Origin of the sequence: Rahnella sp. ATs2 (assembly GCF_051851855.1) — a bacterium.
GTDB lineage: Bacteria > Pseudomonadota > Gammaproteobacteria > Enterobacterales > Enterobacteriaceae > Rahnella > Rahnella variigena.
This window is the reverse complement of record NZ_JBLYPL010000010.1, coordinates 43561-68283: the sequence shown is the minus strand read 5'-3', so window position 1 is coordinate 68283 and position 24723 is coordinate 43561. Positions and strand designations below refer to the sequence as shown.

Here is a 24723-nt window from a genome sequence, read left to right as displayed (position 1 = left end):
AAAAATGGAGAAGCATCATGGAAAACAAAGATATCGGCCTGACCCACATCGCATTCGCTGTTAAAGACCTGGATGCCAGCATCGCGTTTTACCAGCAATTCGCCGACATGAAAGTCATTCATCGTCGCGGAGAAAAGGGCAGCACTGCCCGTCCGGTCGCCTGGCTGAGCGACATGACCCGCCATTTCGCCATCGTTCTCGCCGAAGACCCTGAAAACACCGATACCAAACTCGGCCCTTTCGGCCATCTCGGCGTCGCCTGTGCGTCAAAAGCAGCGATGGATGCCAAACTTACTGAGGCGCGCGCCGCAGGCGTTTTACGTCAGGAGCCGACAGATTCCGGCGCGCCGGTGGGCTACTGGGCATTTCTTGATGACCCGGACGGCAATACGCTGGAATTATCTTACGGGCAGGAAATTGGTTATCTGATTAGTTTGTAAATTAGTTTTAGATTCACTTATATTATACCTCTACAGTTAAATTTTATAGCTAAGAGCGCAGAAAATATGTATTCTGCGCTCCTAATTTTTGACTTTTAATTTAATTTTTTATCCTCTATTGAAGGAGGTAATACAGCTGTTAGAAGAATAGAAATTGATTCAATAGAAATTTTTCCGTTTCTCGCTTTTGTTTTTATATATTCAGGGTATTTTTGTGGTAAGTATACGTCTTCAAACCAGGTTCTGAAATCTGAAAGGGCGCTGTTAGGGTAAGCATTTATTTCTGGATCCATTTGTCGGTATGACTCAGGAAAGTTGTGTTTTATTTTTATTCTTTCACTATGCTTTGTTGCTAGGTTGATATTTTTCCAATGCTTAGCCCAATGAATACCCAAACTACCATCGGGCATAATTGAGTCATCAACAGCAATACTATTACGAATCAATGATGCAATTATTGTCGTTGCCTCATCAAACATGGTGAAATATCCGCGGGGACTTTCATTGTTTAGAATTCTCTCTTGGAAAAGTTCCCAGCTTTTTGTCAGTACATCTTTCTCAGTGTAGCTTAATCTTTCATGTATATATTTCCTTAATCCATATTTTGCCGCCTTGCGATAGTTACTAATAGCTTCTGGTTTAGTTATTAGTGCAAAATGTGCATAATAATCTGTGATGGCCATCACTATCGCCTCTGGAACGGCATGAATAACTCCAGAAATAGAGTTGTTACTGTTTATCTGAACATACAAACTGTCGGGGGCGCTATCTGATTCAGTCCATTCTTTAATTAAACTTTCAAGTTTTTGACCTCTATTTCTATTTTGCGCTTCGCCTTTCTCCCAGTCTTGGGCTAATTGAATTATAGCACTTGGTGCCACGCCACAAAACTTTGCTAAGCCTTGTAATGATAAAAAGGTTTCACCATTTGGTAAAATGCCCATGCTAATGCTGTCTATTTCTTGCACTTTGATTGGAGCTATAGAAAGACTTTGTTGCTGCATTTTTATACCTTTTATATTATTTATGAATGTTAACTTTGAATTATTCATTTCCACTAAGAAACTCTAACTCGTCTTTATAAGGCATGATTTGTTCATAAAGTTTATGGTAGGCTCTTCCTATAGCACCTCTAAATTGAATTAAATTAGGCTTGGAGTTACCGATGCTCAATATATGACTTATTGCAATTCCTGGATATGGGTCGATAAATACGATATCTTTTACACCTATTTGATAGGCCTTCTTTGCGCAAAGCTCGCAGGGACTGGCGGTTGTATACAGAACTCCACCTTCAATACCTACACCTCCATATTTTGAAATTTGCAAGAACGCATTTTCTTCTGCATGTAATGCTCTAGTGTGAACTTGGTTTCTATCTCCATCGATGCTATTTTTTAAACTTTTAAAACAATAGGATAAATTATAACCTTTGATACTAACTTCTTTATTCTTGAAGATTATTAGTTTTTCTTTCGCTTTCGTTCTAAAATCATGATCATTTTGTTCAAATTCACTATAAGTTGAGTCATCAAAATCGTTAATTACACCATCTAATGATCTCAATGAACAAGGTACTTGTCCTTTGGCTACGTCATTCCAACCAATTGCTTTAACTGAATTGTTACAATCAGTCAATACTGCCCCCACTTGTCTTGATAAACAACCAGAGTTTAATTTTGCTGTAAAAGCAATTTGCATCACACGTTCCATCGCGGTCGGTGTAATTAGGCCAGGGTGTTGCATTAGTGCTATATACCACACTAACTGAGCTTTAAGTATGTTATTGTTCTCAAGTTCATTCCGTGGGTTGAACAAATGTATATCTGATATTTCAATGCATCTTTTAACATTTTGAGAAATGAATTCAAAATATTTATCTTTCTGCATTTTATCTTTAATGCCTTCTACCGCATTCTCTTCTGATGTATTTTTGTTTAGTTTAATGCCAGACTCACGTTCATCTAAATCGCCAAGTTGATCATTAGTAAATTTGTGAACATTTTGCAAATATCTTTTTCTATCCTTATCAGGGGCATTTATTGAAATTAAATTAAATGCTGAGTAACGATCTCTAAAAAATTTTACCTCGTAAGGGTTTCTTATAGCATCAATAACTATAAATGTTTTGTCTTCATTTTTTCTTAGTAATTTTATTATTCTGTTAATGCTTTCTGGAAGGTGGAATACGCTTTTCGGGGAAAAGGAATCTTCTTCATACGTTGAACTTATCCCACCAGTTTTTCTTATTGAATTACCTGCGTCTTGATAAACGGACACATACAAACCTTGTTCTAGTTTATTAAGACCATTTTTGAAATTACTAGTAAATCTTCTTATATACTCGAGGAATTTGACGAAAATTGCATTGTTAATATCAACTGTGTTAATATCGAGATCATGATTCATTATAATATTTAAAATATTATCGTAATGATTTATTTCTTCTTCATTAATTTCTACTCCTGTATTTATCATTTTACCTGATTTTATTAATGATTTGTTGAACTTTCTACTTTTCAAAAAGTCATTTACTTTATCTTGTGATATATTTTTATTATTTCGTGATGCTGAGGAAATTATGAATTTTTCAACTTCTTTTTCGTCTTTTAATAAAATATAGCCAGAAATAAGATCGCTTACTTTTATAGAGAAAAATTTGTTCCAGTGTTCTGAAATGAAATTTTTTGTGATTAAATAACGTTTAAGATCAAGTCCATTATAAAATTCATTAATCTGATGTTCTTCAGGAATGTCTGCATATTGTGACTCTAAAATGTTTGCTGCAGAAGTACATCCAGAACCTGTTCTTCCAGTAAGACCGATAAGAACAAATTGGCTATTTTCCATAAATAGGTTGCTAATAATATTTGACATCAATTAACCCTTCATTTTGTGCTGGTATTTAAAGATTACACTAAGATTTATACAAACTCATAAATTTTGATAATGATTTGTAAATCATTGTTTTAAATGTTCTTTTTTAATTTCGCGCTTTTAAGGTTTGTAACGATAAAACATGAAGATGATTTTTGAAGAGATAGTGACGTTTGTGAGAAAAAATCCAAAAATTCTGGTGTTACTTTTGCAAAAAGTGGAGCTCGAAGCTCATCGAAATAGGGAGCACCACATAGCAAAATTTTGACATTTGTGACTTTCTAAAATTTTCGTTTTCTTGAGCGGGAGATTTTACGCAAGTGTTCACTTACTCGCCGTTCCACGGTTGGCGGGCGCTGGTGACAGACTTTGTGACAAATAGAATTGAAAAATGCGGGTGCTAAGACTATTCGCGTCCCTTATAATTCCGCCCGCTGTTTCGACATAACTCAATGACAACTTTCTAAATACAGAGCAATGCATGTGAAAATCCGTCTTCTGGTTCTGAGCTTATTAGCCTTAAATACAGGCATGTTGTCTGCACCTGCCGCCTTCGCTGCAAAGCAAGAGCAGGCCGTCGCCTCGATTGTTCAAATTGCTTCCGGCAGCGCCATGGTGGTGGATCTTAAAAGCCACGAAGTGATTTATTCCCGAAATCCTGATGAGGTGAGGCCGATTGCCTCCCTGACAAAGCTGATGACCGCTATGGTCACGCTGGATGCGAATCTGCCACTCGACGAAGTGATTAACGTCGATATCAGTAATACGCCTGAAATGCGCGGCGTTTTCTCCCGCGTGAAAATCAACAGCGAAATTACCCGTCGTCAAATGATTCAGCTGGCGCTGATGTCTTCGGAAAACCGTGCAGCAGCCAGTCTCGCGGCGCATTATCCTGGCGGTTACTCAGCATTCATTAAAGCCATGAATGCCAAAGCGAAATCGCTGGGAATGACCCACACGCATTATGTGGAACCGACCGGTTTATCGCCGCATAACGTCTCGACTGCACGCGATTTGACCCGTCTGCTGCTGGCTTCCCAGCGTTATCCGCTGATCGGCCAGCTGAGCACCACAGCCGAAAAAACCGCGGTCTTCAGCCATCCGGCGTATGCCTTGCCATTTCGTAATACCAATCATCTGATCATGAACCCGTCCTGGAATATCCAGCTGACCAAGACCGGTTACACCGATGATGCAGGGCATTGTCTGGCGATGCGCACCACCATCAACGGTAAACCGGTTACCCTGGTCGTGATGGATGCTTTCGGAAAATACACCGCATTTGCCGACGCCAACCGTCTGCGCACCTGGATGGAAACCGGTAAAACTGTGCCCGTTCCACAAATCGCGAAGAACTATCGTAAGCAGAAAGAGCAGCAGAAGACGCAGCCTTCCGTCGAAGAAGCCGACGACTAAAAATATCCTGCATACTTCGGACCGCAATGGCGTTGGCGACGTTCACTCACCCGAATCACTGACTAATGTCAGCTCATCGGGATTCGTTCGCTTGCCGCCTTATTGCAATCCGAATTATTTGGATATTTCAGTCATTGCTGATAAATGAAAAAGTCCGGCCATGTGCCGGACTTTTTGTTTGCAGGGAATGAACTGATGATCAGAAAATCAGTTTAAAGACACCTGTGAGGGTCAGCAGGCCGACGATAAAGATGATGGCGATGATCCACAGAATAATTTTCATGTTTTCTCCTTAACATACTTTTCAGTCATCATCGGCCGTCCGGCTAAGCCAATGATATTCCTTATCAGTATAGCTTCTGCCTGCGTTTTTGCTTTTTGCTCGCTGTTTTTTCAGGCCAGCGCCGCGCGTAAGCCACATTCGGGGCTGGTGAGCGGTTTGCCCATTTGTGTCAGTTGCGCCGCGCCGGTCATTGATGCCTGTGCCAGCACCACACAGATCGCACCTTTCAAATATTGCGCATCAGCCGCTGCCGCGATGGCCTGTAAGTATCCCGCCAGATCACCCTGCTTAAACTTTTCCCATGCGCCGGTTACCAGACGGATTTCAAACTGTGCCTGCGGATGCTTTTCCACCTGCGTGAATAACTGTTGCGTCGGCTCCAGGGTCGTTTCGACTGCACACAGCACGACCACATTGCCCGCCGTTTTCATGGCCTGTTGCGCCAGCGCCTGATCGACTCGCAAAACCGGCACCGTGGCTGTTTCGCTGGCAAGCGTTGCGGCTGAACCCAGCGTCGAGCAGGTCAGTAAAACGCGGTCGGCATTTTCACTCAATGCCAGCAACACATCGGCAGTTTGCTGACGAATATCCTCAGTCAGTCCGCCTGCCTTTTCGGCTGCGGCCAGTAAATCAGGCCGTGAGACATGGAGAAACTGATGCTGAGTTAGCCCAAGCTCCCGCGCTGTATGGTCAAATACCGCAATATTGCTGTCCGCCGTGTGTAAACAGGTGATGCGCATGTGATTCTCCTGAGTAATGCGTGTCACTACGTTAATGAATTTCTTTCCAGTATGCAGGGCTTTTCGCCTGTAAAAATTTGTTAGTTAGTGTACGAACTCAATACGAATTAAATAATACATTGATTTAAAACAAATAAAGTATGTACCAGTTGGTACAAAATATCTTACTTTCGCCTAACATCTTCGTATAATCTCCGTCACAAAATAAAAGCCCACCGCAGATGTGGGTACTTCCCCGTCAGACCCCGCTAAAAGGAGTTTTATCGTGAAACGCAGACATTTTCTGACCTCTATGGCAGTGCTGCTATTCAGCACTGCGCTGAAGGTTAAAGCCAAAATCTTCTCCGGTGGTATGCCGTGGATTATTCATTCGGTTCGTCCGCCAAAACCGGTGGTCGCCGGTGAATGGACATTTTTCACGCCCGAAGAAGTCAGCCTGGTGGAAACCCTGGCCGACCGTATCATTCCGGCAGATGAACTCAGTATCGGCGGCAAAGAGGCCGGTTGCGCGGTGTTTCTGGATCGTCAGCTGAGCGGCGATTTCGGCAAAGCGGTAACTACCTATCGTCTCGGGCCGGTGATTCAGGACGGGTTGCCGCAGGCCGGACCGCAATATAAAGACACGCCAGCCGAGCGTTACAAACTGGGGCTGACGGCGCTGAATAACGTCGCGAAATCGCGCAATAACGGGAAAAACTTCACCGAGCTTTCCGGCGAACAACAGGACGATTTACTGCGTCGCGTGGAATCCGGCGAAATTCCGCTGGCGGGCGTCAACGGCCAGCTGTTCTTCAACATGTTAGTGCAGAACATGCGTGAGGGATTCTTCTCCGACCCGTTATATGGCGGCAACAAAGATATGGCGGGCTGGAAAATGCTCGGTTTCCCCGGTGCGCGTTATGACTTCCGGGATGTTATCGACCGCCGTGGCGAAGACTTACATATTGAGCCGGTCAGCATGTTGTCCCAATACGAAAAATCATAAAAACCGCCCACGAACGGTCATTGATTGAATTGATTTTTGCAGGAGTAAATGTCGTATGAGTAATAAACGTGAAAAGGTCGATGCTGTCATCGTCGGCCTGGGTTGGGCAGGTTCGCTGATGGCGAATGAGCTTACGCTGGCAGGACTGAATGTGGTGGCAATTGAGCGCGGTTCATGGCGCGACACCAGCAACGATTTCCCCACCACTATTGATACCGATGAGCTGCGCTTTGTCAGCCGCCGCGCGATTATGCAGCCGACTGCGGTGGAAACCCTGACATTCCGTAATAACCCGATCCAGCAAGCGTTACCTCTGCGTGAATTTAATACCTACCAGTTTGGTATGAATGTCGGCGGTGCGGGTACGCACTGGAATGGTATGACCTGGCGCTTCCTGCCGTACGATTTCCAGAGCTACAGCCAGACAGTAGAGCGTTACGGCAAGAACAAATTCCTCGAAGGTATGCAGGTGCAGGATTGGGGCGTGACCTATGATGACGTCGAACCGTTCTACGACAAATTCGAACGCTACGCGGGTACGTCCGGGAAAGCGGGCAACATTAAGGGTGAAAAAATTGAAGGCGGGAATGTCTTCGAAGGACCGCGCAGCCGCGATTATCCGCTGCCGCCGCTCAAACGCACCCAGCTGTCGATGATCTTTGATAAAGCCACCCGCGAGATGGGCTATCACCCGTTTGCCGTGCCTGCGGGTAACACGTCTGATGCCTATACCAATCCGCTGGGTATTAACATGGCGCCGTGTACTTATTGCGGTTACTGCGAATTCTTCGGCTGCGGCAACTGGTCAAAAAGCAGTCCGAATGCCTGTATCTTACCAGCCGTGATGCAGCGCCCCAATTTCACGGTAATCACCGAATCTGAAGTGTTGCGCGTAAACAAAGCCGCCGACGGCAAAACCGCTACCGGTGTGACTTTTATCGGCAGCGACGGCGTAGTGTGGGAACAACCCGCGGACATCGTGGTGATTTCGGCTTACCAGATGGACAACGTGCGCCTGATGCTGCTTTCCGGCATCGGTAAACCTTACGACCACAAAACCGGCGAAGGCGTTGTAGGCCGCAACTATGCTTATCAGACCGTTTCCGGTGCAGGTTTCTTCTTTGAAGATGAAATGATGAATCCGTTTATCGGTGCCGGTGCGCTGTCTCAGGCGATTGACGATTTCAACGGCGACAACTTCGATCATACCCACCACGATTTTATCGGCGGCGGTGTGGCGCTGGTGCATTCCACCAACGGACGTCCGATTGGCTATTCCAATAACGTACCGCCGGGCACTCCGCGCTGGGGGGCTGACTGGAAGAAAGCCGTCAAACAAAGCTATCAGAACTACAACAACGTCTATTGCATGGGCAACAGCTACCCGCACCGCGATGTGTTCCTTGATTTAGATCCGGAATATAAAGATCGCCACGGCCAGCCGCTGCTGCGCGTGACCTTTGACTGGATCGAAAACGACAAACGCTCAGCGAAATTTATGGCCGACCGCTCGGTTGAGATTGCGCACGCGATGGGCGCAAAAACCGTTGTCCGTCAGGAACCGACCACCAAACCGTTCTCACCGATGGATAACCTTTCCTCGCATACCACCGGTGGCGCCTGCATGGGCGACGATCCGAAAACCAGCGCGGTAAACCGCTATCTGCAAAGCTGGGATGTGCATAACGTCTTTGTCTGCGGCGCTTCAGCCTTTGCTAATAATGGCGGATATAACCCGACCGGTACCGTGGGTGCGCTGACCTTATGGGCAGCTGAAGCCATCAAAACCCAGTATCTGAAATCTCCTGGTCCGCTGGTGAGGGTTTAAGCATGAGCGTGAAAAAGACATTAGCAATTATCGCGGGCGTGGTTGTCATCGGCGGGCTGGGTTTTGTCGGTTTTAAAACCTGGCACAACGCCAGCCAGTCTGGCGATTTTCAGGCTCCGGCTGCGGCAGCCATGACCGGCAAAACCGCCATTGAGCGTGGCAAATATCTGGCACTGGCAGGGGACTGTGTGGCCTGTCATACCGCGCCCGGCGGCGGTAAACCTTTTGCGGGCGGCTACGGGCTGAACACGCCGTTCGGCACGATTTACGCCACTAACATTACGCCTGATAAAGAAACGGGCATTGGCGGATGGACCGATCAGCAGTTCATTAATGCGGTGCGCAACGGCAAAGGGATCAACGGTGAGAATCTGTATCCGGCGATGCCTTACAACGTTTACGCCAAGGTCAGCGATCAGGACCTGAAAGACATCAAAGCGTATCTGAATACCGTGCCTGCCGTGCATTATGACGGCCCGAAAACGGATTTACCGTTCCCGTATAACATCCGTCTGATGATGTTCGGCTGGAACCTGTTGTTCCTGGATACGGCACCGTTCAAAGCCGATCCGTCGCAGTCGGCAGAATGGAATCGCGGCGCGTATCTGGTGGAAGGGCTGGGGCACTGTACATCGTGCCATACTGCAAAAAATCCTCTGGGCGGTGATAACTTTGGCGTGCATCTGCAGGGCGGAGAATTGCAGGGCTGGTTCGCGCCGGAAATCACCGGTAATACCCGTCAGGGCATTGGCGACTGGAGCAATGACGAAGTGGTGCAGTACCTGAAAACCGGAGCGAACTCGCGCACCGTGGCTGCCGGTCCGATGGCGGAAGCGGTCACGAATTCGCTGCAGCATTTGTCGGATTCAGAGCTGCATGCCATCGCGGTTTACCTGAAAAGCTTGCCGGGCAGCAAAGATAATTCCGCGCCTTTAGCCGCTAATTCCGCGATGGCCAACGGTAAAGAGCTCTACGCCGATAACTGCGCGGCATGCCATCAGAATTCCGGTGAAGGGGTACGCAACATGATCCCTGCCCTGAAGGGTAATAACGGCGTTCAGGCCACCCGGCCGACCAACATTCTGCACGTGCTGATGAACGGCGGGCAGGGGGCGGCCACGGCAAGCAATCCGACCAGTGCAGACATGCCTGAGTTCGGCTGGAAACTGACCGATCAGCAGATGGCGGATGTCAGTACGTATATCCGTAACGCATGGGGAAATCAGGCGCCGGCGGTTAGCAAAGACGACGTAGCAAAAGCGCGTAAATCTCAGCAGGGTGCTGCAGCGTTGCATAATCCCGAACAGCAGTAAACGAAAGCTAACGTAAGTAATAAAGTTTAAAGGGCCTCGTAAGAGGCTCTTTTTGTTGGTTTTTATTCATCATCTAAATGTAAGATTTCGAAGCATAGATACATAAGCAGTGTCATGTGAAACGAGAAGTAAATTGATTTGATATGGTTATTTATACAGCGCAAAATCCCCCCAGATTAAGAGTTTCTAAACAGGGAAAGCTCATAAGCTCATGTGAGGGACAACAGCCATGTTTCAGCTCAGCACAATGGATATCTCGCCCGTCAATCCGATGCTCTACTTTCCCGGTGCCTCTGCCTGGCCGGAAGAATACAAAGGAAAATTGCTCATGGAAAAGCTCATGCAAAATCAGATCAATAATATCGAAAAACAAGGGATCAAAAACGGTGAGGAAATTGCCGGACTGAATCTTCGTGTAGGGAAGGTGGAGCAGCAGGTCACTCAGCTGACGGAAGTGGTCACCGACACTAATCTGCGGGTCGGCAAACTGGAGTATCAGATGGTCACGCTCACTGAAGCGGTAACAGATATCGGTTTGCGTGTAGGAAAAACTGAACAGAACATCTCCCGCATCGACGGGCATCTTCTTAGGATTGACGATCGACTGGTGCATATCGACAAACGGTTTGAACAAGTCGATAAACGGTTTGAACAAATCGACAAACGGTTTGAACAGGTGGATGCGCGCTTTGTAAAGATTGAAGCCTCATTAAGCGCCATGCAGAAGATGTTTTATGACCTTATGATCCAACAGACTCGCTGGATTATTAGCATGATGCTGGTACTGGTAGGTGCAACTTTTACAGCCGCTCGCTTTATCCATTAAGAGGGACCTGCTGCGGTCAATCGCTGATTTCGACAAGTTGGGCGCAGCAGCAAAACTGGCAATAACGACTATAATATAGACAGGTCGCCACCTTCCTTGTGCCCTTGTGTGACGGGCATTTCCGAAGGTCTATCACTGCACGCCGCTGGCGGCTTTCGGCGTACAAGGGGGTGTTTCATGGCAAATCATGTCTGGGGACTTTTATCCCATCCAGGTCCCGAACTGCAGCAAATCCAGCGTGAGCGGGAAACCGTTTCACATGTGTATTCCCACCATGTTCTTTTGATGGCGTTGATCCCGGTTGTCTGTTCGTTTATCGGTACAACACAGTTGGGCTGGAATTTCGGTGACGGTCAGACGCTGATGGTTTCCATGTTCACCGCGTCGTATATCGCCGTTATCTTCTATGTTCTGATGCTCGCCGCTGTCGCACTGATGGGGCGCATAATCTACTGGATGGCACGTCGTTATGACAGCCGCCCGACACTCAACAGCTGTATCGTGTTTGCCGGTTATGTTGCCACGCCGATGTTCCTCAGCGGTCTTGTTGCGCTTTATCCGATGGTCTGGTTATGCCTGTTCGTCGGCATCATCGGGCTGTGTTATAGCGGATATCTTTTGTATCTCGGCATTCCTAACTTCCTGAATATCGACCGTCGCGAAGGGTTCCTGTTCTCCAGTTCAACGCTGGCAATGGGCGTTCTGGTATTAGAGTTACTTCTGGCTCTGACGGTGATTATGTGGGGTTACGGAACACAATTATTCTAACGTAATGGCTATCTTACTTGCCATTTTGCCCCCGGACAGTGCTCGGCTTCCTCCCGTACTTTATGTACGCTGCGGAGCCGCCGCGCTGTCCGGGAACAAACTGCCTGCGCCGACTACGCCATTTGCCTTTTGAAGGACATTATTCCTGCCAGTTTTTCATCTTACTGGTTTTCCCGATCCCCGGATTGAAGCTGTTGGTCGGGTCTGCCTGCCGGTAGAACTCTTTCAGATGCGGTTTTGCCAGATACAGATGTCCGACGTTATGCTCTGCCGGATATTCCGCGCCTTTGGCGTCGAGCAATTCAAGCATCCGGTGTTTCAGTGCCTTGCTGTTCGCGCCTTTTTTGACGATGTAATCCTGATGGAAAACGTGGCACATGAAATGGCCGTAATACAGTTTTGCCACCAGCTGATTGTCGATATCTTCCGGCAATGTTTCGAACCAGTCGCGGTCATTACGGCGCAGTGCAATATCCAGCGCCAGAATATCCTCCACTTCTTTTTCATGTACCGCGTGATAACGCACCGCAGCACCTGCAGCGGCGAAACGGTGCAGGAAAGCTTTTTTGCCTTCGTCAGCCGAGCAGATAAAGAAATCACCCTGACCATCACTGAAGAAACGCGTCAGAAATGTACGTGCCTCATCAATTCCAGGACCGGACATTTTCAGCAGTAAGTGATGTTCAAACCGGTCACGGTACTGCTTCATGCGAGGTGGAAGGTGATTCGGCAGGGCTTTGCTCAGGCATTGCATTACGCGGTCGCTGAAGTTTTTCGGCAGGAAAGGGACTTTACTGGCATGCGCATCGAACTTTCCTTTTGCGGTAAACATGTCCGGCATTTTGTCGGTACCAAGCTTATCGATCATCATGAAAGTGTCTTTGCCGTAGACTTCAGTGATATCGAAAATATCGCGATGCATGTATTCACCGGCCACCGGCAGATTCGCAAAATCACGGAGGATCTGACGGCGTAATTCAGTCAGCACTGCCGTGTCATTGGTGCCAATATAAAATACCTGCTGCTGCGTTTCAGCCGGAAAAGTATCCAGACGCACGGCGAACACGGCCAGTTTTCCCGCACAACCCGAGGCTTCAAACAGACGCCGCTCATCGGCATTAAAACGCGATGGCGTATCAGCGTCCACTTCACGCACCCGCGCAGCATAATCATGGTCAGATGCCAGACGCTGATCGTGCAGTATGTCACTTTCCAGATAATCAGCTTTTTCCAGACGCGTCAGTATTTCTTCCGGCGTTTCGCCAAGATTAATACCCAGATGGTTAATCAGGCGTAATTCACCCTGTGCGTCGATCTGCGCATAAAGCGCCATTTCGGTATAGGCCGGACCGCGTTTCACCAGCGATCCGCCGGAGTTGTTGCAAATCCCACCGACCACCGATGCACCGATGCACGACGAGCCAATTACCGAATGCGGTTCACGGTTATAAGGTTTGAGGATTTTCTCCAGCTTATAGAGCGTACTGCCGGGGAAGCCGATTACCTGATGGCCACCGTCGAGCAACTGAATTTGATCAAGTTTGAGGGTACTGAAAATGACGATATCGCGGTCATAATCATCACCGCTGGGCGTTGAGCCTTCGGTCAGCCCGGTATTAGCGGCCTGCATAATGACAATCTTATCGGCGGCGATACAGGCTTTGAGCAATTGCCATTGTTGCAGCAGCGTTTGCGGAAATACCACGGCCAGTGCTTTGCCGCCACCTGAACGAAATCCTTTGCGGTAGCGCTCAGTGTTGCTGTCTCCGGTCAGAACATGACGGCTGCCAGCAATCTCTTTGAGCGTGGCGATGAGTGACTGATTATCCATTTCATCTTCCTTTTTAAATGCATTGCCATCTAATCATAGACTTAAATGATACACATTAAGTTAAACCCCATTCGGGATATCCGTTAGGTAATTTCACTTAATCTGTTGCATTTTTGTCATGTGCTGTCCATTAAATCGTCATTGATGTGTCATATAACTCGCGCTTAATGAACGCCAGATTATGAAAGCAACCGAGAGACAGCATCATGGCGCAAGCTCAACTTAAGCTGGCACAGGCTGAATATCCTCAGGCCGGGCCACAGCATTTGAACAAAGTTCTGGACGTGAAAGGCCTGGTGAAATCTTATAAATCAGGTCAGCGCGTCCTGAATGACATCAATTTTGATCTGCACGCGGGTGAGTTCGTGGCGGTGATTGGCCGGTCAGGCGCAGGGAAATCCACTCTGTTGCACGTACTCAACGGTACCATTCCGCTTACCGATGGCAGCGTAGTGTGTCATTACGAAAATGGAGAACAACAGCAACTGGCCGGGCTGACCGGCAAAGCGTTGCGTCGCTGGCGCTCGGGTTGCGGGATGATTTTCCAGGATTTTTGTCTGGTTCCTCGCCTGGATGTGCTGACTAACGTGTTGCTGGGCCGTCTGAGCCATACCTCAACATTCAAATCTTTCTTTAACCAGTTTGACGACGAAGACCGTGCCCGCGCGATTTCTCTGCTCGAGTGGCTGCATATGTTGCCGCATGCGTTGCAGCGCGCTGAAAATCTCTCCGGTGGTCAGATGCAACGTGTGGCGATTTGCCGTGCCCTGATGCAGAACCCGAAAATTCTGCTGGCCGATGAGCCTGTTGCGTCGCTGGATCCGAAAAATACGTTGCGCATCATGAATGCGCTGAAAAAAGTCAGTGAAGAAAATATAGCCGTGATGGTCAACCTGCACTCGGTCGAACTGGTGAAAGATTATTGCACCCGGGTTATCGGTATCGCTAAAGGGCAAATTATTTTCGACGGTCATCCGGATCAGTTAACTGACGGTATTTTGCAACAGTTATACGGTGAAGAACACGAAGCCATAAACAGTTAAACAATAACGTTATTTATTTTGCAGTCCTTATTTCTACTTTCTCTCAATCTACACAAGGTCATCATTACATGAAGAAGTTATTACGTCTGGCAGTTTTCGTAGCAGGTTCTTTTACCGCGATGCACAGCATGGCAGAAGATGCGCCTAAAGAATTGAATTTGGGTATTCTGGGCGGTCAGAATGCCACTCAGCAAATCGGCGATAATCAGTGTGTAAAAGATTTCTTCGATAAAGAATTAAACGTGGATACCAAACTGCGTAATTCCTCTGATTACTCCGGTGTTATTCAGGGATTATTAGGTAAGAAAGTAGACATGGTATTAAGCATGTCGCCATCGTCTTTCGCCTCAGTCTATATTAATAACCCGAAAGCCGTAGATCTGGTCGGTATCGTTATCGACGACACCGATAAATCCCGGGGTTATCACTCGGTGGTTGTGGTGAAAGCCGACAGCCCGTACCAGAAATTGTCTGACCTGAAAGGTAAATCATTCGGCTTCGCTGACCCGGATTCCACGTCCGGCTATCTGATCCCAAACCAGACTTTCAAGAAAGAATTTGGCGGCACGACAGACAACAAGTACAACAACTTCTTCTCCAGCGTCACCTTCTCCGGCGGCCATGAGCAAGATATTCTTGGCGTGCTGAACGGTCAGTTTGAAGGTGCAGTGACCTGGGCATCAATGATCGGCGACCGTGAAACCGGTTATACCTCCGGCGCATTCAACCGTATGATCCGCATGGACCATCCGGATCTGATGAAGAAAATCCGTATCATTTGGGAATCTCCGCTGATCCCTAACGGCCCGATCTTAGTGCGCAGCGATCTGCCACCGGCGTTTAAAGCCAGACTGGTTTCTGCCATCAAGAAACTGGACAAAGATGACCACGCCTGCTTCGTCAAAGCCGTCGGCGGTAAACAACATATCGGCGAAACGTCCCTGGCGGAATATCAGCAGATTATTGATATGAAGCGTGAGCTGACTAAAGGCGGTCGCTAACCCGTAACTCCCTCCCCTGCGAAGGGGAGGGTTGGGGTGGGGTATTAATGGCAACTCAGGAAGCGAAAGCTTTTACCATTATTGTTTTTTAATACCCCCTCCTGGCCTCCCCCTTCGCAGGGGGAGGAATAATGATTATCGCAAATCGGAAATATTATTTTGAACAAAGACTTCAATCGTTATTACCAGCAGATTCGGGGAAAACAAAAGCGTGAGGCGCTGATCTGGTCAGGGCTGATGCTGTTGTTATATCTGTGGTCAGGCAATGTTTCCGAACTTAATTTAAAAACGATTATTGTCTCCGCACCGAGCTTCTTTGATTATATTGGTCAGACGGTGCCGGTATTACACTGGTCATTGTTATTTGCTGACGGTCATACAGAAGGTTCACTGGCGTATTGGGGATATCGTCTTAATATTCAGTTGCCACTGATCTGGGAAACTATTCAGCTGGCGTTATCCTCGACGATATTATCGACCGCGCTGGCGGTTATTCTGGCGTTTCTCGCCGCGGGTAATACGGATTCGCCAAAATGGGTTAAATTTAGTATCCGCACTTTTGTGGCTTTCCTGCGTACTATGCCGGAGCTGGCGTGGGCGGTGATGTGCGTCATGGCCTTTGGCGTCGGCGCTATTCCGGGCTTTATCGCGCTGACTTTACACACCGTCGGCAGTCTGACCAAACTCTTCTACGAATCCATTGAAACCGCATCGGACAAACCGGTGCGCGGTCTGCGAGCCTGCGGAGCGGGGCGCTTGCAGCGCATGCGCTTTGCTATGTGGCCGCAGGTTAAACCTATATTTCTGTCGTACAGTTTTATGCGCCTCGAAATCAACTTCCGCCAGTCCACGATCCTCGGTTTAGTCGGGGCGGGGGGCATCGGGCAGGAACTGATGACGTCAATCAAACTGGACCGTTATGACCAGGTCAGTATGACCTTATTGCTGATTATTCTGGTGGTGTCGGCGATGGATTTTCTATCAGGTAAATTGCGCAAACGCGTCGTGGAGGGCACTTTCTGATGTTAACTGATGCGCTTGAACCTCATGTTGTCAGCAGCCTGAAGCAGCAGCACGGACATTTGTTTGCCGCACAGCGTCGCTATCTGCGTTACCTCGCGATACTGGCTGTCGTCATTGCGTTGTACTACGTCTATTTCTTCAGCTATTTCGGTATTCCGTGGAGCGAAGTGGTGCGCGGCACCCGTGAAGTCGGACGATATTTCCTGCGCATGTTCGTCTGGCATAACGTTTCCGAATGGCCTTTTAAGTATTATTTCACGCAGATTGCGATCACGCTGGCGATCGTTTTTGCGGGCACAATCACTGCGTCTTTCCTTGCTCTGCCACTGTCCTTTCTGGCGGCGCGCAATGTAATGTCTACGCCGCTACTCAGACCGGTTTCCATGATTATTCGCCGACTTCTGGACGTGCTGCGCGGGCTGGATATGGCGATCTGGGGGCTTATTTTTGTCCGTGCTGTCGGCATGGGGCCACTGGCCGGCGTGCTGGCGATTGTGATGCAGGATTTAGGCTTACTCGGCAAACTGTACGCCGAAGGACACGAAGCCGTGGAACGCTCGCCGAGCCGCGGTTTACGGGCACTGGGAGCTTCTCCGTTGCAGACGCACCGTTTCGGCATTTTCACCCAATCTTTCCCGACATTCCTCGCACTGTCGTTGTATCAGATTGAATCTAATACACGTTCTGCCGCTGTTCTCGGTTTTGTCGGCGCGGGCGGGATCGGTCTGGTGTATGCGGAAAATATGCGTTTATGGAACTGGGATGTGGTGATGTTTATCACATTGATCCTGGTCGCCATTGTCATGACGATGGATAAGATTTCTGCGATGTTGCGCGCCAAATATATTCACGGTGAAGAGATTGATTTGTTTGAGCCGGAAGAGCGAAAAATGAAGCCGCCGGTGGAGCTTTACCGTCCTTAATTCATTACCTCCGGCAAATAAAGCGCATAAAAAAGGCGGCATCCGCAGGGAGGCCGCCTTTTGCTCTCTTATTTATTCGCGAAGGATTACTCGTCGAAATACCAGTAGCCCTGATTGACCAGATCCGTTAACAGGACAACAAATTCAGGATCCTGCAACGCATTGCCCAGCTCTTTCTGACTGATCAGAGTGAAACGGCACAGCGCATCGGCGGCTTCATGCTGAGCAGTTTCCAGTGGTTCGCTGTTCACAAAGAAACGTTCACCGACATTCAGTACGCGCAGCCCGCTTAAACGGGTCAGGATATCGCCCTGCATCAGCGCATCCACAATTTCCTGCGCTTCATAAGGCGGCTCCGCCGGGGCGATATCCAGCTCGTGGCGCGGCGTGGTGGCGAAACGACCAAACCACTGTTTGAAATCTTCCGGCTGACTGAGCAGTTCAACCATCATCTGGCGCACACGTTCAAGCTCATACTCTTCCACTTTCCCGACGTGTTCACGCAGCGTCAAATCCGGATCGCTGTAATGATTGCCGCCCAGATCGTTTTCCAGCGCATAGTCAGCAAAGCTGCTGATGAAATCGCGCGAGTTAGGACCGCGGAAACCGACGGAATAGTTGAGAGCGGTTTCATGCGTAAAACCGTCATGCGGGAAGCCCGGCGGAATGTACAGAATATCACCCGGTTCGAGATCTTCATCAATGATTGGCGTGAAGGGATCGACATGCAGTAACGCCGGATGCGGACAGAACTGACGCATCGGCAAAGCATCGCCTACACGCCAGCGACGGCTGCCCATACCCTGAATGATAAATACGTCGTACTGGTCGATGTGCGGGCCGACACCGCCGCCGGGCACGGAATAGGAAATCATCAGGTCATCTAAACGCCAGTCCGGCAATACGCGGAAAGGTTTCACCAGTTCAGCGGCGGGCAGATGCCAGTGATTCACGGCCTGCGCCAGTAATGACCAGCCGGTTTCACCCAACCCGTCAAAATGTTCGAAGGGCCCGTTGCTTGCCTGCCATTCCCCATTTTTATGGCTCACCAGACGGCTGTCCACTTCCGGCTCCATCGCTAAACCGGCTAACTCGTCCGGAGAGATAGGATCGACAAAATTAGAGAACGCTTTTTTAATAACAACAGGTTTTTTTTGCCAGTATTTTTCTAAAAATTCCGGCCAGTCCAGATTGAGTTCATAAGCCATGTGATTTACCAGTGGGAAGACAAACGGGTCTGATTATAGAGAGGCGGTGCTTGAGCGCGCTTTGTCGTGGGTCAAGGCTTGGTAAATGAGGGAGAAAGGAGAAGTGCGGAGAGAGGAAAAAATCCCCCTTCGCAGGGGGATAAGAAGCATCAGGACTTAGCGGCCAGCACCACCAGTTTCTGGTTCACAAACTCTTTGATACCTAAATCAGACAGTTCGCGACCAAAACCGGAGCGTTTCACACCGCCAAAAGGCAGTTCGGCGGCGGTATCTGTCGGTGAGTTGACGTACACCATCCCGGTTTCAATCTGACTTGCCAGCTTACGGGCGCGGTTCATATCTTTGGTAAACACTGAACCGCCAAGGCCGTAATGAGAATCGTTGGCGAGTTTCACCAGCTCTTCATCATTTTTCACCACGTACACCTGCGCGACCGGGCCAAAGAACTCTTCGAAGTACGCCGGATTATCGCGGGTAATGTGCGTCAGTATGGTCGGCTCAAAGAAATTCCCCGGATTATCGCTCACCTTCTTGCCGCCAAAGTGCAGTTTCGCACCGTGCTTCACGGCGTCATCTACCTGTTTGCTCAGGGTTTTCACCGCATCTGCGGAGGACAACGGCCCCAGCGTGGTGGATTTATCCAGCGGGTCACCCATTTTCAGCGCTTTAAAGTGTTCGGTGAATTTTTTCAGGAATTCATCGGCGACTTTCTCGTGAATAATGAAACGCTTGGCGGCGGTACAGACCTGACCGGCATTTGATACACGTGCCTGAGCACCCGCTTTGGCAGCTTTATCGATATCGGCATCATCAAGTACGGCAAACACGTCGTTACCGCCCAGCTCCAGAGTCGATTTCTTCAGCTTACCGGCGGCGCGTGCAGCCACAATAGCACCTGCTTTTTCCGAACCTGTCAGCGCAACGCCCTGAACACGGTCGTCATCAATAATGGAGGCCACCTGATCCTGTGAAATAAACAGATTGGTATAGGCACCTTTTGGCGCGCCTGCTTCTGCAACCAGTTTCTCAAAGGTTTCTGCACAATGAGGAACGATACTGGCGTGTTTCACGATTACGCTGTTACCGGAAGCCAGGTTTGGCGCCAGCACGCGCATCAACTGATAGAACGGGAAGTTCCACGGCTCGACGGCCATGATCACACCAATCGGATGATGCTCGACCCAGGCTTCACCGAGATCGGATTTATACGGCACAGGTTTGAGAAATTCCTCCGCCTTTTCAGCATAGAATTTCGCAATATCGGCGCAAATCTGCACTTCGCCACGGCTCTGACCGATGAGTTTCCCCATCTCCGTACTGACCACTTCTGCAAGTTCATCGACACGTGAAGCCATCAGTTCTGAAAGTTTATGCAGCACTTTAACACGTTGCTTAATATCGCCTTGCGCCCAGTCAGACTTATACAGGGCATGTGCTGTGGAAAGCGCTTCTTCAACCTGTTTGTCATTATGGGTCTGATATTCTTTGATGAGTTTGTTATTGAACGGATTTATCGTTTGATATGGCATGTGTTGCTCCTTGTTTTGTGGCGTGTCGTCGAAAACAACGGCACGTTGGAATTGAGGTGCGTCCGCCTTACTGCGTTCTTTCTCAACAGAACATTAAGCATAGACGAAAAAACGTGACCTCTGTCCCACAGACACCTCATGCAACACAACCGTTTAGAGTGCCCGACCCGCATTTTCAAAGGCCCCGCCAGACGCGGGCTGTAGTCTGTCTCTAAGAACAATCGGCTTTACGTAACTTTGCGGCAGGCTGTTAATGAATTGTTTTCAGCAAGCGATTGATAAATTTACCGCTCACTTTTATGCTGGCTTTCCTTCAAATTCCCGACACTGAGAAACTCATGAAGCTTGATGCGATTCCGTTTTGCACGACTGACTGGAGCGACGTAACGCCGACACAACATCCGGGCGACACCGGCATGGCGCTGTGGCGTACGCAAAAATTCGGCGATATCCGGGTGCGTATTGTTGAATATTCGGCAGGTTATGCGGCAGATCACTGGTGCAGTAAAGGCCACGTACTGTTTTGTCTGGAAGGAGAGCTTCATACCCGTCTGGAAGATGGTCGTAAATTTACGCTGTCGCCGGGCATGAGTTATCAGGTGGCGGACAATGCCGAAGCACACCGTTCCTCCACGCCGGTAGGTGCGAAACTGTTTGTTGTTGATTAGGCAAGGCTGTTTTGAGCACGTTTGTTTATAGAAAATTCGCCGTCTGCTGAGGCGGACGACAAGGAGCAGCAGGTGAGTAAATTACGGGTTGGTATCATTTTTGGTGGTAAATCGGCAGAGCACGAAGTGTCATTGCAGTCGGCGAAAAATATCGTGGATACTATTGATAAGCAACGTTTTGATGTGACATTACTCGGTATCGATAAGAAAGGGGAATGGCATATCAATGATGCCAGCAATTACCTGATCAATGCTGAGAACCCTTCGCTGATTGCCCTGAACCGCTCGAATAATCAGGTCGCGCTGATCCCGGGTCAAACGGAAAATCAGTTAATCGAAACGCACAGCGCCAGCGCACTTTCACAGGTCGATGTGATTTTCCCGATTGTTCACGGCACGCTGGGCGAAGATGGTTCGTTGCAGGGATTACTGCGCATGGCAAATATCGCTTTTGTGGGCTCGGGCGTGTTGGGTTCTGCGGTCAGTATGGATAAAGACGTCACCAAACGTTTGTTGCGTGATGCCGGTTTATCTGTCGCCCCGTTTGTCTGTCTGACCCGTGCCAACCGCCAGAAACATACGTTTGCCGCAGTCTCGCAACAACTCGGTCTGCCGCTGTTTATCAAGCCTGCCAATCAGGGCTCATCCGTCGGCGTCAGTAAAGTCAGCGATGAAGCGGGATATCAGCGCGCGCTGGATGAAGCGTTCAGTTTCGACCATAAAGTGCTGGTCGAATCCGCCATTAAAGGCCGCGAAATTGAATGTGCTGTGCTGGGCAATGATTATCCGCAGGCAAGCGTGTGCGGAGAAGTCATCCTGCACGACGAGTTTTATTCTTACGACACTAAGTACATCAATGAATCCGGCGCTTCTGTTGCTGTTCCGGCGGACTTGCCGCAGGAAACGCACGACCGGATACGCGCTATCGCTTTACAGGCATTTCAGGTGCTGGAGTGCCGGGGGATGGCGCGCGTGGATGTATTCCTGACCGAACAAGGTGAGGTGATCATCAATGAAATCAACACACTGCCGGGGTTCACTAATATCAGTATGTATCCCAAACTCTGGGCAGCCAGTGGACTAGGTTACAGCGATTTGATCACCCGCCTGATCGAACTGGCGCTGGAGCAACATCAGCAGGACAACCAGCTGAAAAGCTCGGCTAACTGACCGTCTGGTTTCAGGGCAATACGAAGAAGGCAGGGAGAGATCCCTGCCTTTTCTATTTTGTGATAGTGATTATTCGACCACCAGTTTCACCTGTTTGCCAGCCAGACTCAGCATCAGAATCAGAGCATCCAGCGTAAATTTATCTGTTTTTTTATTCACTACGTCGGAAACCCGTGGGCGTGAAACCTGGAGCACTTTAGCTGCATCACCTTGACGCATATTTTGCAGTGCTATCCAGTTGCCAATTTCAGTCATCAGTTGTTCTTTCAGGGCAATGGTCTGTGCGATTTTAGCTTGCGAATCCGCATGTAAATGTTGCGCTTGTTCTTCGCAAAATCCTAAATCGGCAAAGACATTACCGTCAGCTGGCGTGATATGGCGCGAAGCAACATCAATGTTCTCTTTCATTTTGTCTCCTTTCACGTTCTCTGACGATCTCAGCGTACCGTGTTTTTATGATGGCAATATCGGTCAGACTGGTTTGTTGAGTCTTTTTCGCAAAGCAATGAAGGATGTAAATTGCATCTTCAAATTTTGCGATATAAACAACCCTAAATGTGCCGGCAAAGGCATCCATTTTGATTTCAACCACGCCGGCCCCCCAGTCATTGACGGACTTCCACTGTGTCGGAGGCAGGCCTTGCTGGATCTGCTCAAGTTCATAGCCCGCCCGCTTTTTGACATCAACAGGAAAATTGCGCAAATCTTTGAGTGAACTTCCCCTCCAGTCGATATTTTTAGTCACCGTCACTTTCCTTGTGTATAAAATTTTATACCTAAATATGCCTCACGCCAACACCTTTATATGACGGCAGGGGCTGTGAGCAAGAAAGCGGATATATGTTTTGCGTGATGTGCCGTAACAAATGTGGTTTTGGTGAATCGCAGGCACGAAAAAGGCGGCAAATGCCGCCTCTTCTGCTTACTGCTTTAAAGTATACCGCTGTGCTTATTTATACAGTTCAGCCGTGCCGTACAGGTGATTGTCACCAGAAGCACCGATGATACGGTAAGAACTTGCACCGGCTTCGCTGGCTTTAGCGCTCAGTTTGTCCTGCAGGCTGCTCAGGCTGTTACCTGAAGTTGCGCTGACAACACCAATCGCCTGCTGACCAGCCGGAGCGGACTGAACTTCAGTCGCAGCCAGGGTGGAGAATGTAGCGGTTGCCAGTGCGATAGCGGCGAGAGTCATAGTAATGTTTTTCATGATGGTTTCCTCAATTCGTTTATTGCGCTTTGCCAGGCGTTGTCATCAACGTTCATTTAATGTGCAAAGCGGTCTTCTGTCCGATCGAACATCTAGCTTATTAATCGTTAACTAAATGTCGTTTACCCTTAACGCAAAACTTCTTACTTATTTGTACAGCTCAGCAGTACCGTGCAGATGGTTGTCACCGGAAGCACCGATGATGCGGTATGAACTTGCGCCAGCTTCGTTAGCTTTTGCATTCAGTTTGTTCTGCAGGCTGGATAAATCATTGCTTGAAGAAGCACTTACTACACCGATTGATTGTTGACCCGCCGGTGCAGACTGAACTTCAGTCGCTGCCAGGGTGGAGAAAGAAGCGGTAGCAAGGGCGATTGCAGCTAATGTCATTGTGATGTTTTTCATGATGGTCTTCCTTTTAATCTGTTTATCAGCAGGTGATGATTCGGTCAGACGTTGTTAATTAACGTTCGATAATTAAATCTTAGACCTGGATCACATTCTGTGCAACTCATTTATTTATTAATCGTTAACTAATTGTGCGGAACAATCTGCTAACGCATCTTCATCTCTTATTTGTACAGCTCAGCAGTACCGTACATGTGGTTTTCACCGGAAGCACCGATGATGCGGTAAGAGCTTGCACCAGCTTCAGTGGCTTTCGCATTCAGTTTTGACTGCAGCGTGCTCAGGTCACCGTTTGAAGAAGCGCTGACAGTACCGATAGTTTGTTCACCCGCTGGTGCAGACTGAACTTCAGTCGCTGCAAGTGTGGAGAAAGAAGCGGTAGCCAGTGTCAGGGCAGCGATGGTCATTGCGATAGTTTTCATGATGGTGATTCCTGTTCGTTAATTTTTTCGGCAGTGCCCTAGTCGTTAATAAGGAATAAGGCGCCTGAGTTTCAGGTCAACGTTATCTATTAGTTAACGTTCGATAAGTAAATGGTAAGGGGTGTAGCGGATTTGTGCAAGATGTTTTTTTAATGAGCGTTAACTAATTGTGCTGTGACTCAGGTCACACTCAGAGGGGCTGTTGTTTTTGTTTTGTTAAATTTATGTTTTTAAACTAGATCGCCGGAAAGGTATGAGACAGCCATATCCATAATTTCGCTAAATGAATCTTTAATGATCGCTAAGTTAATGGTTGGCTCTGACCGAAGAGGGTGATAAAACAGGGGTCGGTTACGAAAAAGATAAGGCGACCTGAGCCGCCTTACCGTTATTCCTGCCCTGACTCTCTTTCATCAGGCGCCACGCTTGGGTGTAAACAAAAGCTTGTAGTTAAAAGCTAGTAGTAAACAGAAGCGGGCTGATGACCAGAGGTCGAAGGTGCAGGTGGCTGAGTCGGAGAAGTGGAAATTCGGCCCTGTGCGACTTTTTTGTTCGCGCAGGTAGCCGGGTTACAGAAGTTACTGTCACCGGTCACATTGACCATTCTCACTTCCTGACTCAGTGCTGGCATCATGATAACCTGCTGTGCGGCAACATTGGCAACCGGTACAGCGGTTAATGCCAGAACTGCAAGAAGGATTTTGAAGTTACTCATGATGTTACGTCCTGGGTTTGTTGCTTGTTAAAGCGTTTATAGCTGTGCAACTTTGCGGGTTTGAGTGATTTTCTTATCGCTCGATAATTAAATAATAAA

At 48.3% G+C, this 24723-nt stretch carries 25 protein-coding genes; 13 read left to right on the top strand and 12 right to left on the bottom strand.

The features are described from left to right. Positions 1-17: 17 nt before the first annotated feature. Positions 18-440: a VOC family protein gene (locus ACJY2G_RS12550; protein WP_439291796.1), complete on the top strand. Its 423-nt coding sequence runs from the start codon at positions 18-20 to the stop codon at positions 438-440. Positions 441-535: 95 nt separating this feature from the next. Here ACJY2G_RS12550 and ACJY2G_RS12545 read toward each other — a convergent pair whose 3' ends face one another. Both ACJY2G_RS12545 and ACJY2G_RS12540 read right to left on the bottom strand, forming a co-directional pair. After that, positions 536-1444 (bottom strand): hypothetical protein, encoded by a 909-nt coding sequence (locus ACJY2G_RS12545; RefSeq protein WP_439291795.1) that lies wholly within the window; start codon positions 1442-1444, stop codon positions 536-538. A gap of 40 nt (positions 1445-1484) precedes the next feature. Further along, positions 1485-3317, bottom strand: coding sequence for an anti-phage dCTP deaminase (locus tag ACJY2G_RS12540; RefSeq protein WP_439291793.1), 1833 nt, complete (start codon positions 3315-3317; stop codon positions 1485-1487). Positions 3318-3794: 477 nt separating this feature from the next. Between ACJY2G_RS12540 and pbpG the strand changes: the two genes are divergently transcribed. Next, positions 3795-4733 (top strand): D-alanyl-D-alanine endopeptidase, encoded by a 939-nt coding sequence (pbpG, locus tag ACJY2G_RS12535; protein ID WP_439291792.1) that lies wholly within the window; start codon positions 3795-3797, stop codon positions 4731-4733. A gap of 393 nt (positions 4734-5126) precedes the next feature. On the opposite strand, the gene ACJY2G_RS12530 is transcribed toward pbpG, so the two are convergent. Next, complete coding sequence (locus ACJY2G_RS12530; protein WP_430318998.1) at positions 5127-5756, bottom strand: aspartate/glutamate racemase family protein; 630 nt, start codon at positions 5754-5756, stop codon at positions 5127-5129. 265 nt (positions 5757-6021) lie between these two features. Between ACJY2G_RS12530 and ACJY2G_RS12525 the strand changes: the two genes are divergently transcribed. From ACJY2G_RS12525 to ACJY2G_RS12505, 5 genes are all read left to right on the top strand, one after another. Continuing rightward, positions 6022-6741, top strand: a complete 720-nt coding sequence (locus ACJY2G_RS12525; RefSeq protein WP_120160473.1) for a gluconate 2-dehydrogenase subunit 3 family protein — start codon at positions 6022-6024, stop codon at positions 6739-6741. Positions 6742-6796: 55 nt separating this feature from the next. Beyond that, the gene (locus ACJY2G_RS12520) at positions 6797-8569 is read left to right on the top strand and encodes a GMC family oxidoreductase (RefSeq protein WP_120160475.1); all 1773 of its coding nucleotides are present in this window, start codon (positions 6797-6799) and stop codon (positions 8567-8569) included. Between the two features lie 2 nt (positions 8570-8571). Then, the gene (locus tag ACJY2G_RS12515) at positions 8572-9882 is read left to right on the top strand and encodes a c-type cytochrome (protein WP_430318999.1); all 1311 of its coding nucleotides are present in this window, start codon (positions 8572-8574) and stop codon (positions 9880-9882) included. A 229-nt stretch (positions 9883-10111) separates the two neighbouring features. Continuing rightward, positions 10112-10708: a hypothetical protein gene (locus ACJY2G_RS12510; protein ID WP_439291791.1), complete on the top strand. Its 597-nt coding sequence runs from the start codon at positions 10112-10114 to the stop codon at positions 10706-10708. A 177-nt stretch (positions 10709-10885) separates the two neighbouring features. Beyond that, complete coding sequence (locus ACJY2G_RS12505; protein ID WP_113877882.1) at positions 10886-11476, top strand: Yip1 family protein; 591 nt, start codon at positions 10886-10888, stop codon at positions 11474-11476. Positions 11477-11615: 139 nt separating this feature from the next. Here ACJY2G_RS12505 and dld read toward each other — a convergent pair whose 3' ends face one another. After that, positions 11616-13307 (bottom strand): D-lactate dehydrogenase, encoded by a 1692-nt coding sequence (gene dld / locus ACJY2G_RS12500; protein ID WP_120160481.1) that lies wholly within the window; start codon positions 13305-13307, stop codon positions 11616-11618. 206 nt (positions 13308-13513) lie between these two features. Between dld and phnC the strand changes: the two genes are divergently transcribed. From phnC to phnE (ACJY2G_RS12480), 4 genes are all read left to right on the top strand, one after another. Next, positions 13514-14350, top strand: coding sequence for a phosphonate ABC transporter ATP-binding protein (gene phnC, locus ACJY2G_RS12495; RefSeq protein ID WP_113877880.1), 837 nt, complete (start codon positions 13514-13516; stop codon positions 14348-14350). Positions 14351-14418: 68 nt separating this feature from the next. After that, positions 14419-15351 (top strand): phosphonate ABC transporter substrate-binding protein, encoded by a 933-nt coding sequence (gene phnD / locus ACJY2G_RS12490; protein WP_120160483.1) that lies wholly within the window; start codon positions 14419-14421, stop codon positions 15349-15351. A 159-nt stretch (positions 15352-15510) separates the two neighbouring features. Next, positions 15511-16374: a phosphonate ABC transporter, permease protein PhnE gene (gene phnE / locus ACJY2G_RS12485; protein WP_113877879.1), complete on the top strand. Its 864-nt coding sequence runs from the start codon at positions 15511-15513 to the stop codon at positions 16372-16374. Then, positions 16374-17297 (top strand): phosphonate ABC transporter, permease protein PhnE, encoded by a 924-nt coding sequence (gene phnE, locus ACJY2G_RS12480; RefSeq protein WP_112291360.1) that lies wholly within the window; start codon positions 16374-16376, stop codon positions 17295-17297. The genes phnE (ACJY2G_RS12485) and phnE (ACJY2G_RS12480) overlap by 1 nt, the downstream gene beginning before the upstream one ends. A gap of 86 nt (positions 17298-17383) precedes the next feature. Here the strand turns inward: phnE (ACJY2G_RS12480) and ACJY2G_RS12475 are convergent, their stop codons facing one another. Both ACJY2G_RS12475 and ACJY2G_RS12470 read right to left on the bottom strand, forming a co-directional pair. Beyond that, positions 17384-18505: a JmjC domain-containing protein gene (locus tag ACJY2G_RS12475; protein ID WP_430319001.1), complete on the bottom strand. Its 1122-nt coding sequence runs from the start codon at positions 18503-18505 to the stop codon at positions 17384-17386. A 149-nt stretch (positions 18506-18654) separates the two neighbouring features. Next, positions 18655-20034, bottom strand: a complete 1380-nt coding sequence (locus tag ACJY2G_RS12470) for an NAD-dependent succinate-semialdehyde dehydrogenase (protein ID WP_112291363.1) — start codon at positions 20032-20034, stop codon at positions 18655-18657. A 338-nt stretch (positions 20035-20372) separates the two neighbouring features. Between ACJY2G_RS12470 and ACJY2G_RS12465 the strand changes: the two genes are divergently transcribed. Both ACJY2G_RS12465 and ddlA read left to right on the top strand, forming a co-directional pair. Further along, a complete protein-coding gene (locus ACJY2G_RS12465) occupies positions 20373-20702 on the top strand; it encodes a DHCW motif cupin fold protein (protein ID WP_430319002.1) in 330 nt (109 codons plus the stop codon). 72 nt (positions 20703-20774) lie between these two features. Beyond that, a complete protein-coding gene (ddlA, locus tag ACJY2G_RS12460) occupies positions 20775-21872 on the top strand; it encodes a D-alanine--D-alanine ligase (RefSeq protein ID WP_439291790.1) in 1098 nt (365 codons plus the stop codon). A gap of 69 nt (positions 21873-21941) precedes the next feature. Here ddlA and ACJY2G_RS12455 read toward each other — a convergent pair whose 3' ends face one another. The 6 genes from ACJY2G_RS12455 to ACJY2G_RS12430 all read right to left on the bottom strand — a co-directional run bounded on the left by ACJY2G_RS12455 (position 21942) and on the right by ACJY2G_RS12430 (position 24624). Then, on the bottom strand, positions 21942-22280 hold the full coding sequence (locus tag ACJY2G_RS12455; RefSeq protein WP_120160491.1) for a helix-turn-helix domain-containing protein: 339 nt from the start codon (positions 22278-22280) through the stop codon (positions 21942-21944). After that, positions 22264-22617, bottom strand: coding sequence for a type II toxin-antitoxin system RelE/ParE family toxin (locus ACJY2G_RS12450; RefSeq protein WP_430319004.1), 354 nt, complete (start codon positions 22615-22617; stop codon positions 22264-22266). Before ACJY2G_RS12450 ends, ACJY2G_RS12455 begins: the two co-directional genes overlap by 17 nt. Before the next feature lie 204 nt (positions 22618-22821). Further along, the gene (gene bhsA / locus ACJY2G_RS12445) at positions 22822-23079 is read right to left on the bottom strand and encodes a multiple stress resistance protein BhsA (RefSeq protein WP_430319005.1); all 258 of its coding nucleotides are present in this window, start codon (positions 23077-23079) and stop codon (positions 22822-22824) included. 147 nt (positions 23080-23226) lie between these two features. Next, positions 23227-23484, bottom strand: coding sequence for a multiple stress resistance protein BhsA (gene bhsA, locus ACJY2G_RS12440; protein WP_430319006.1), 258 nt, complete (start codon positions 23482-23484; stop codon positions 23227-23229). A gap of 167 nt (positions 23485-23651) precedes the next feature. Continuing rightward, positions 23652-23909 carry a multiple stress resistance protein BhsA gene (gene bhsA / locus ACJY2G_RS12435; RefSeq protein ID WP_120160497.1) on the bottom strand — a complete coding sequence of 86 codons (258 nt, stop codon included), beginning with the start codon at positions 23907-23909 and terminating at the stop codon, positions 23652-23654. Positions 23910-24366: 457 nt separating this feature from the next. Further along, complete coding sequence (locus ACJY2G_RS12430; protein ID WP_120160498.1) at positions 24367-24624, bottom strand: hypothetical protein; 258 nt, start codon at positions 24622-24624, stop codon at positions 24367-24369. Positions 24625-24723 lie beyond the last annotated feature (99 nt).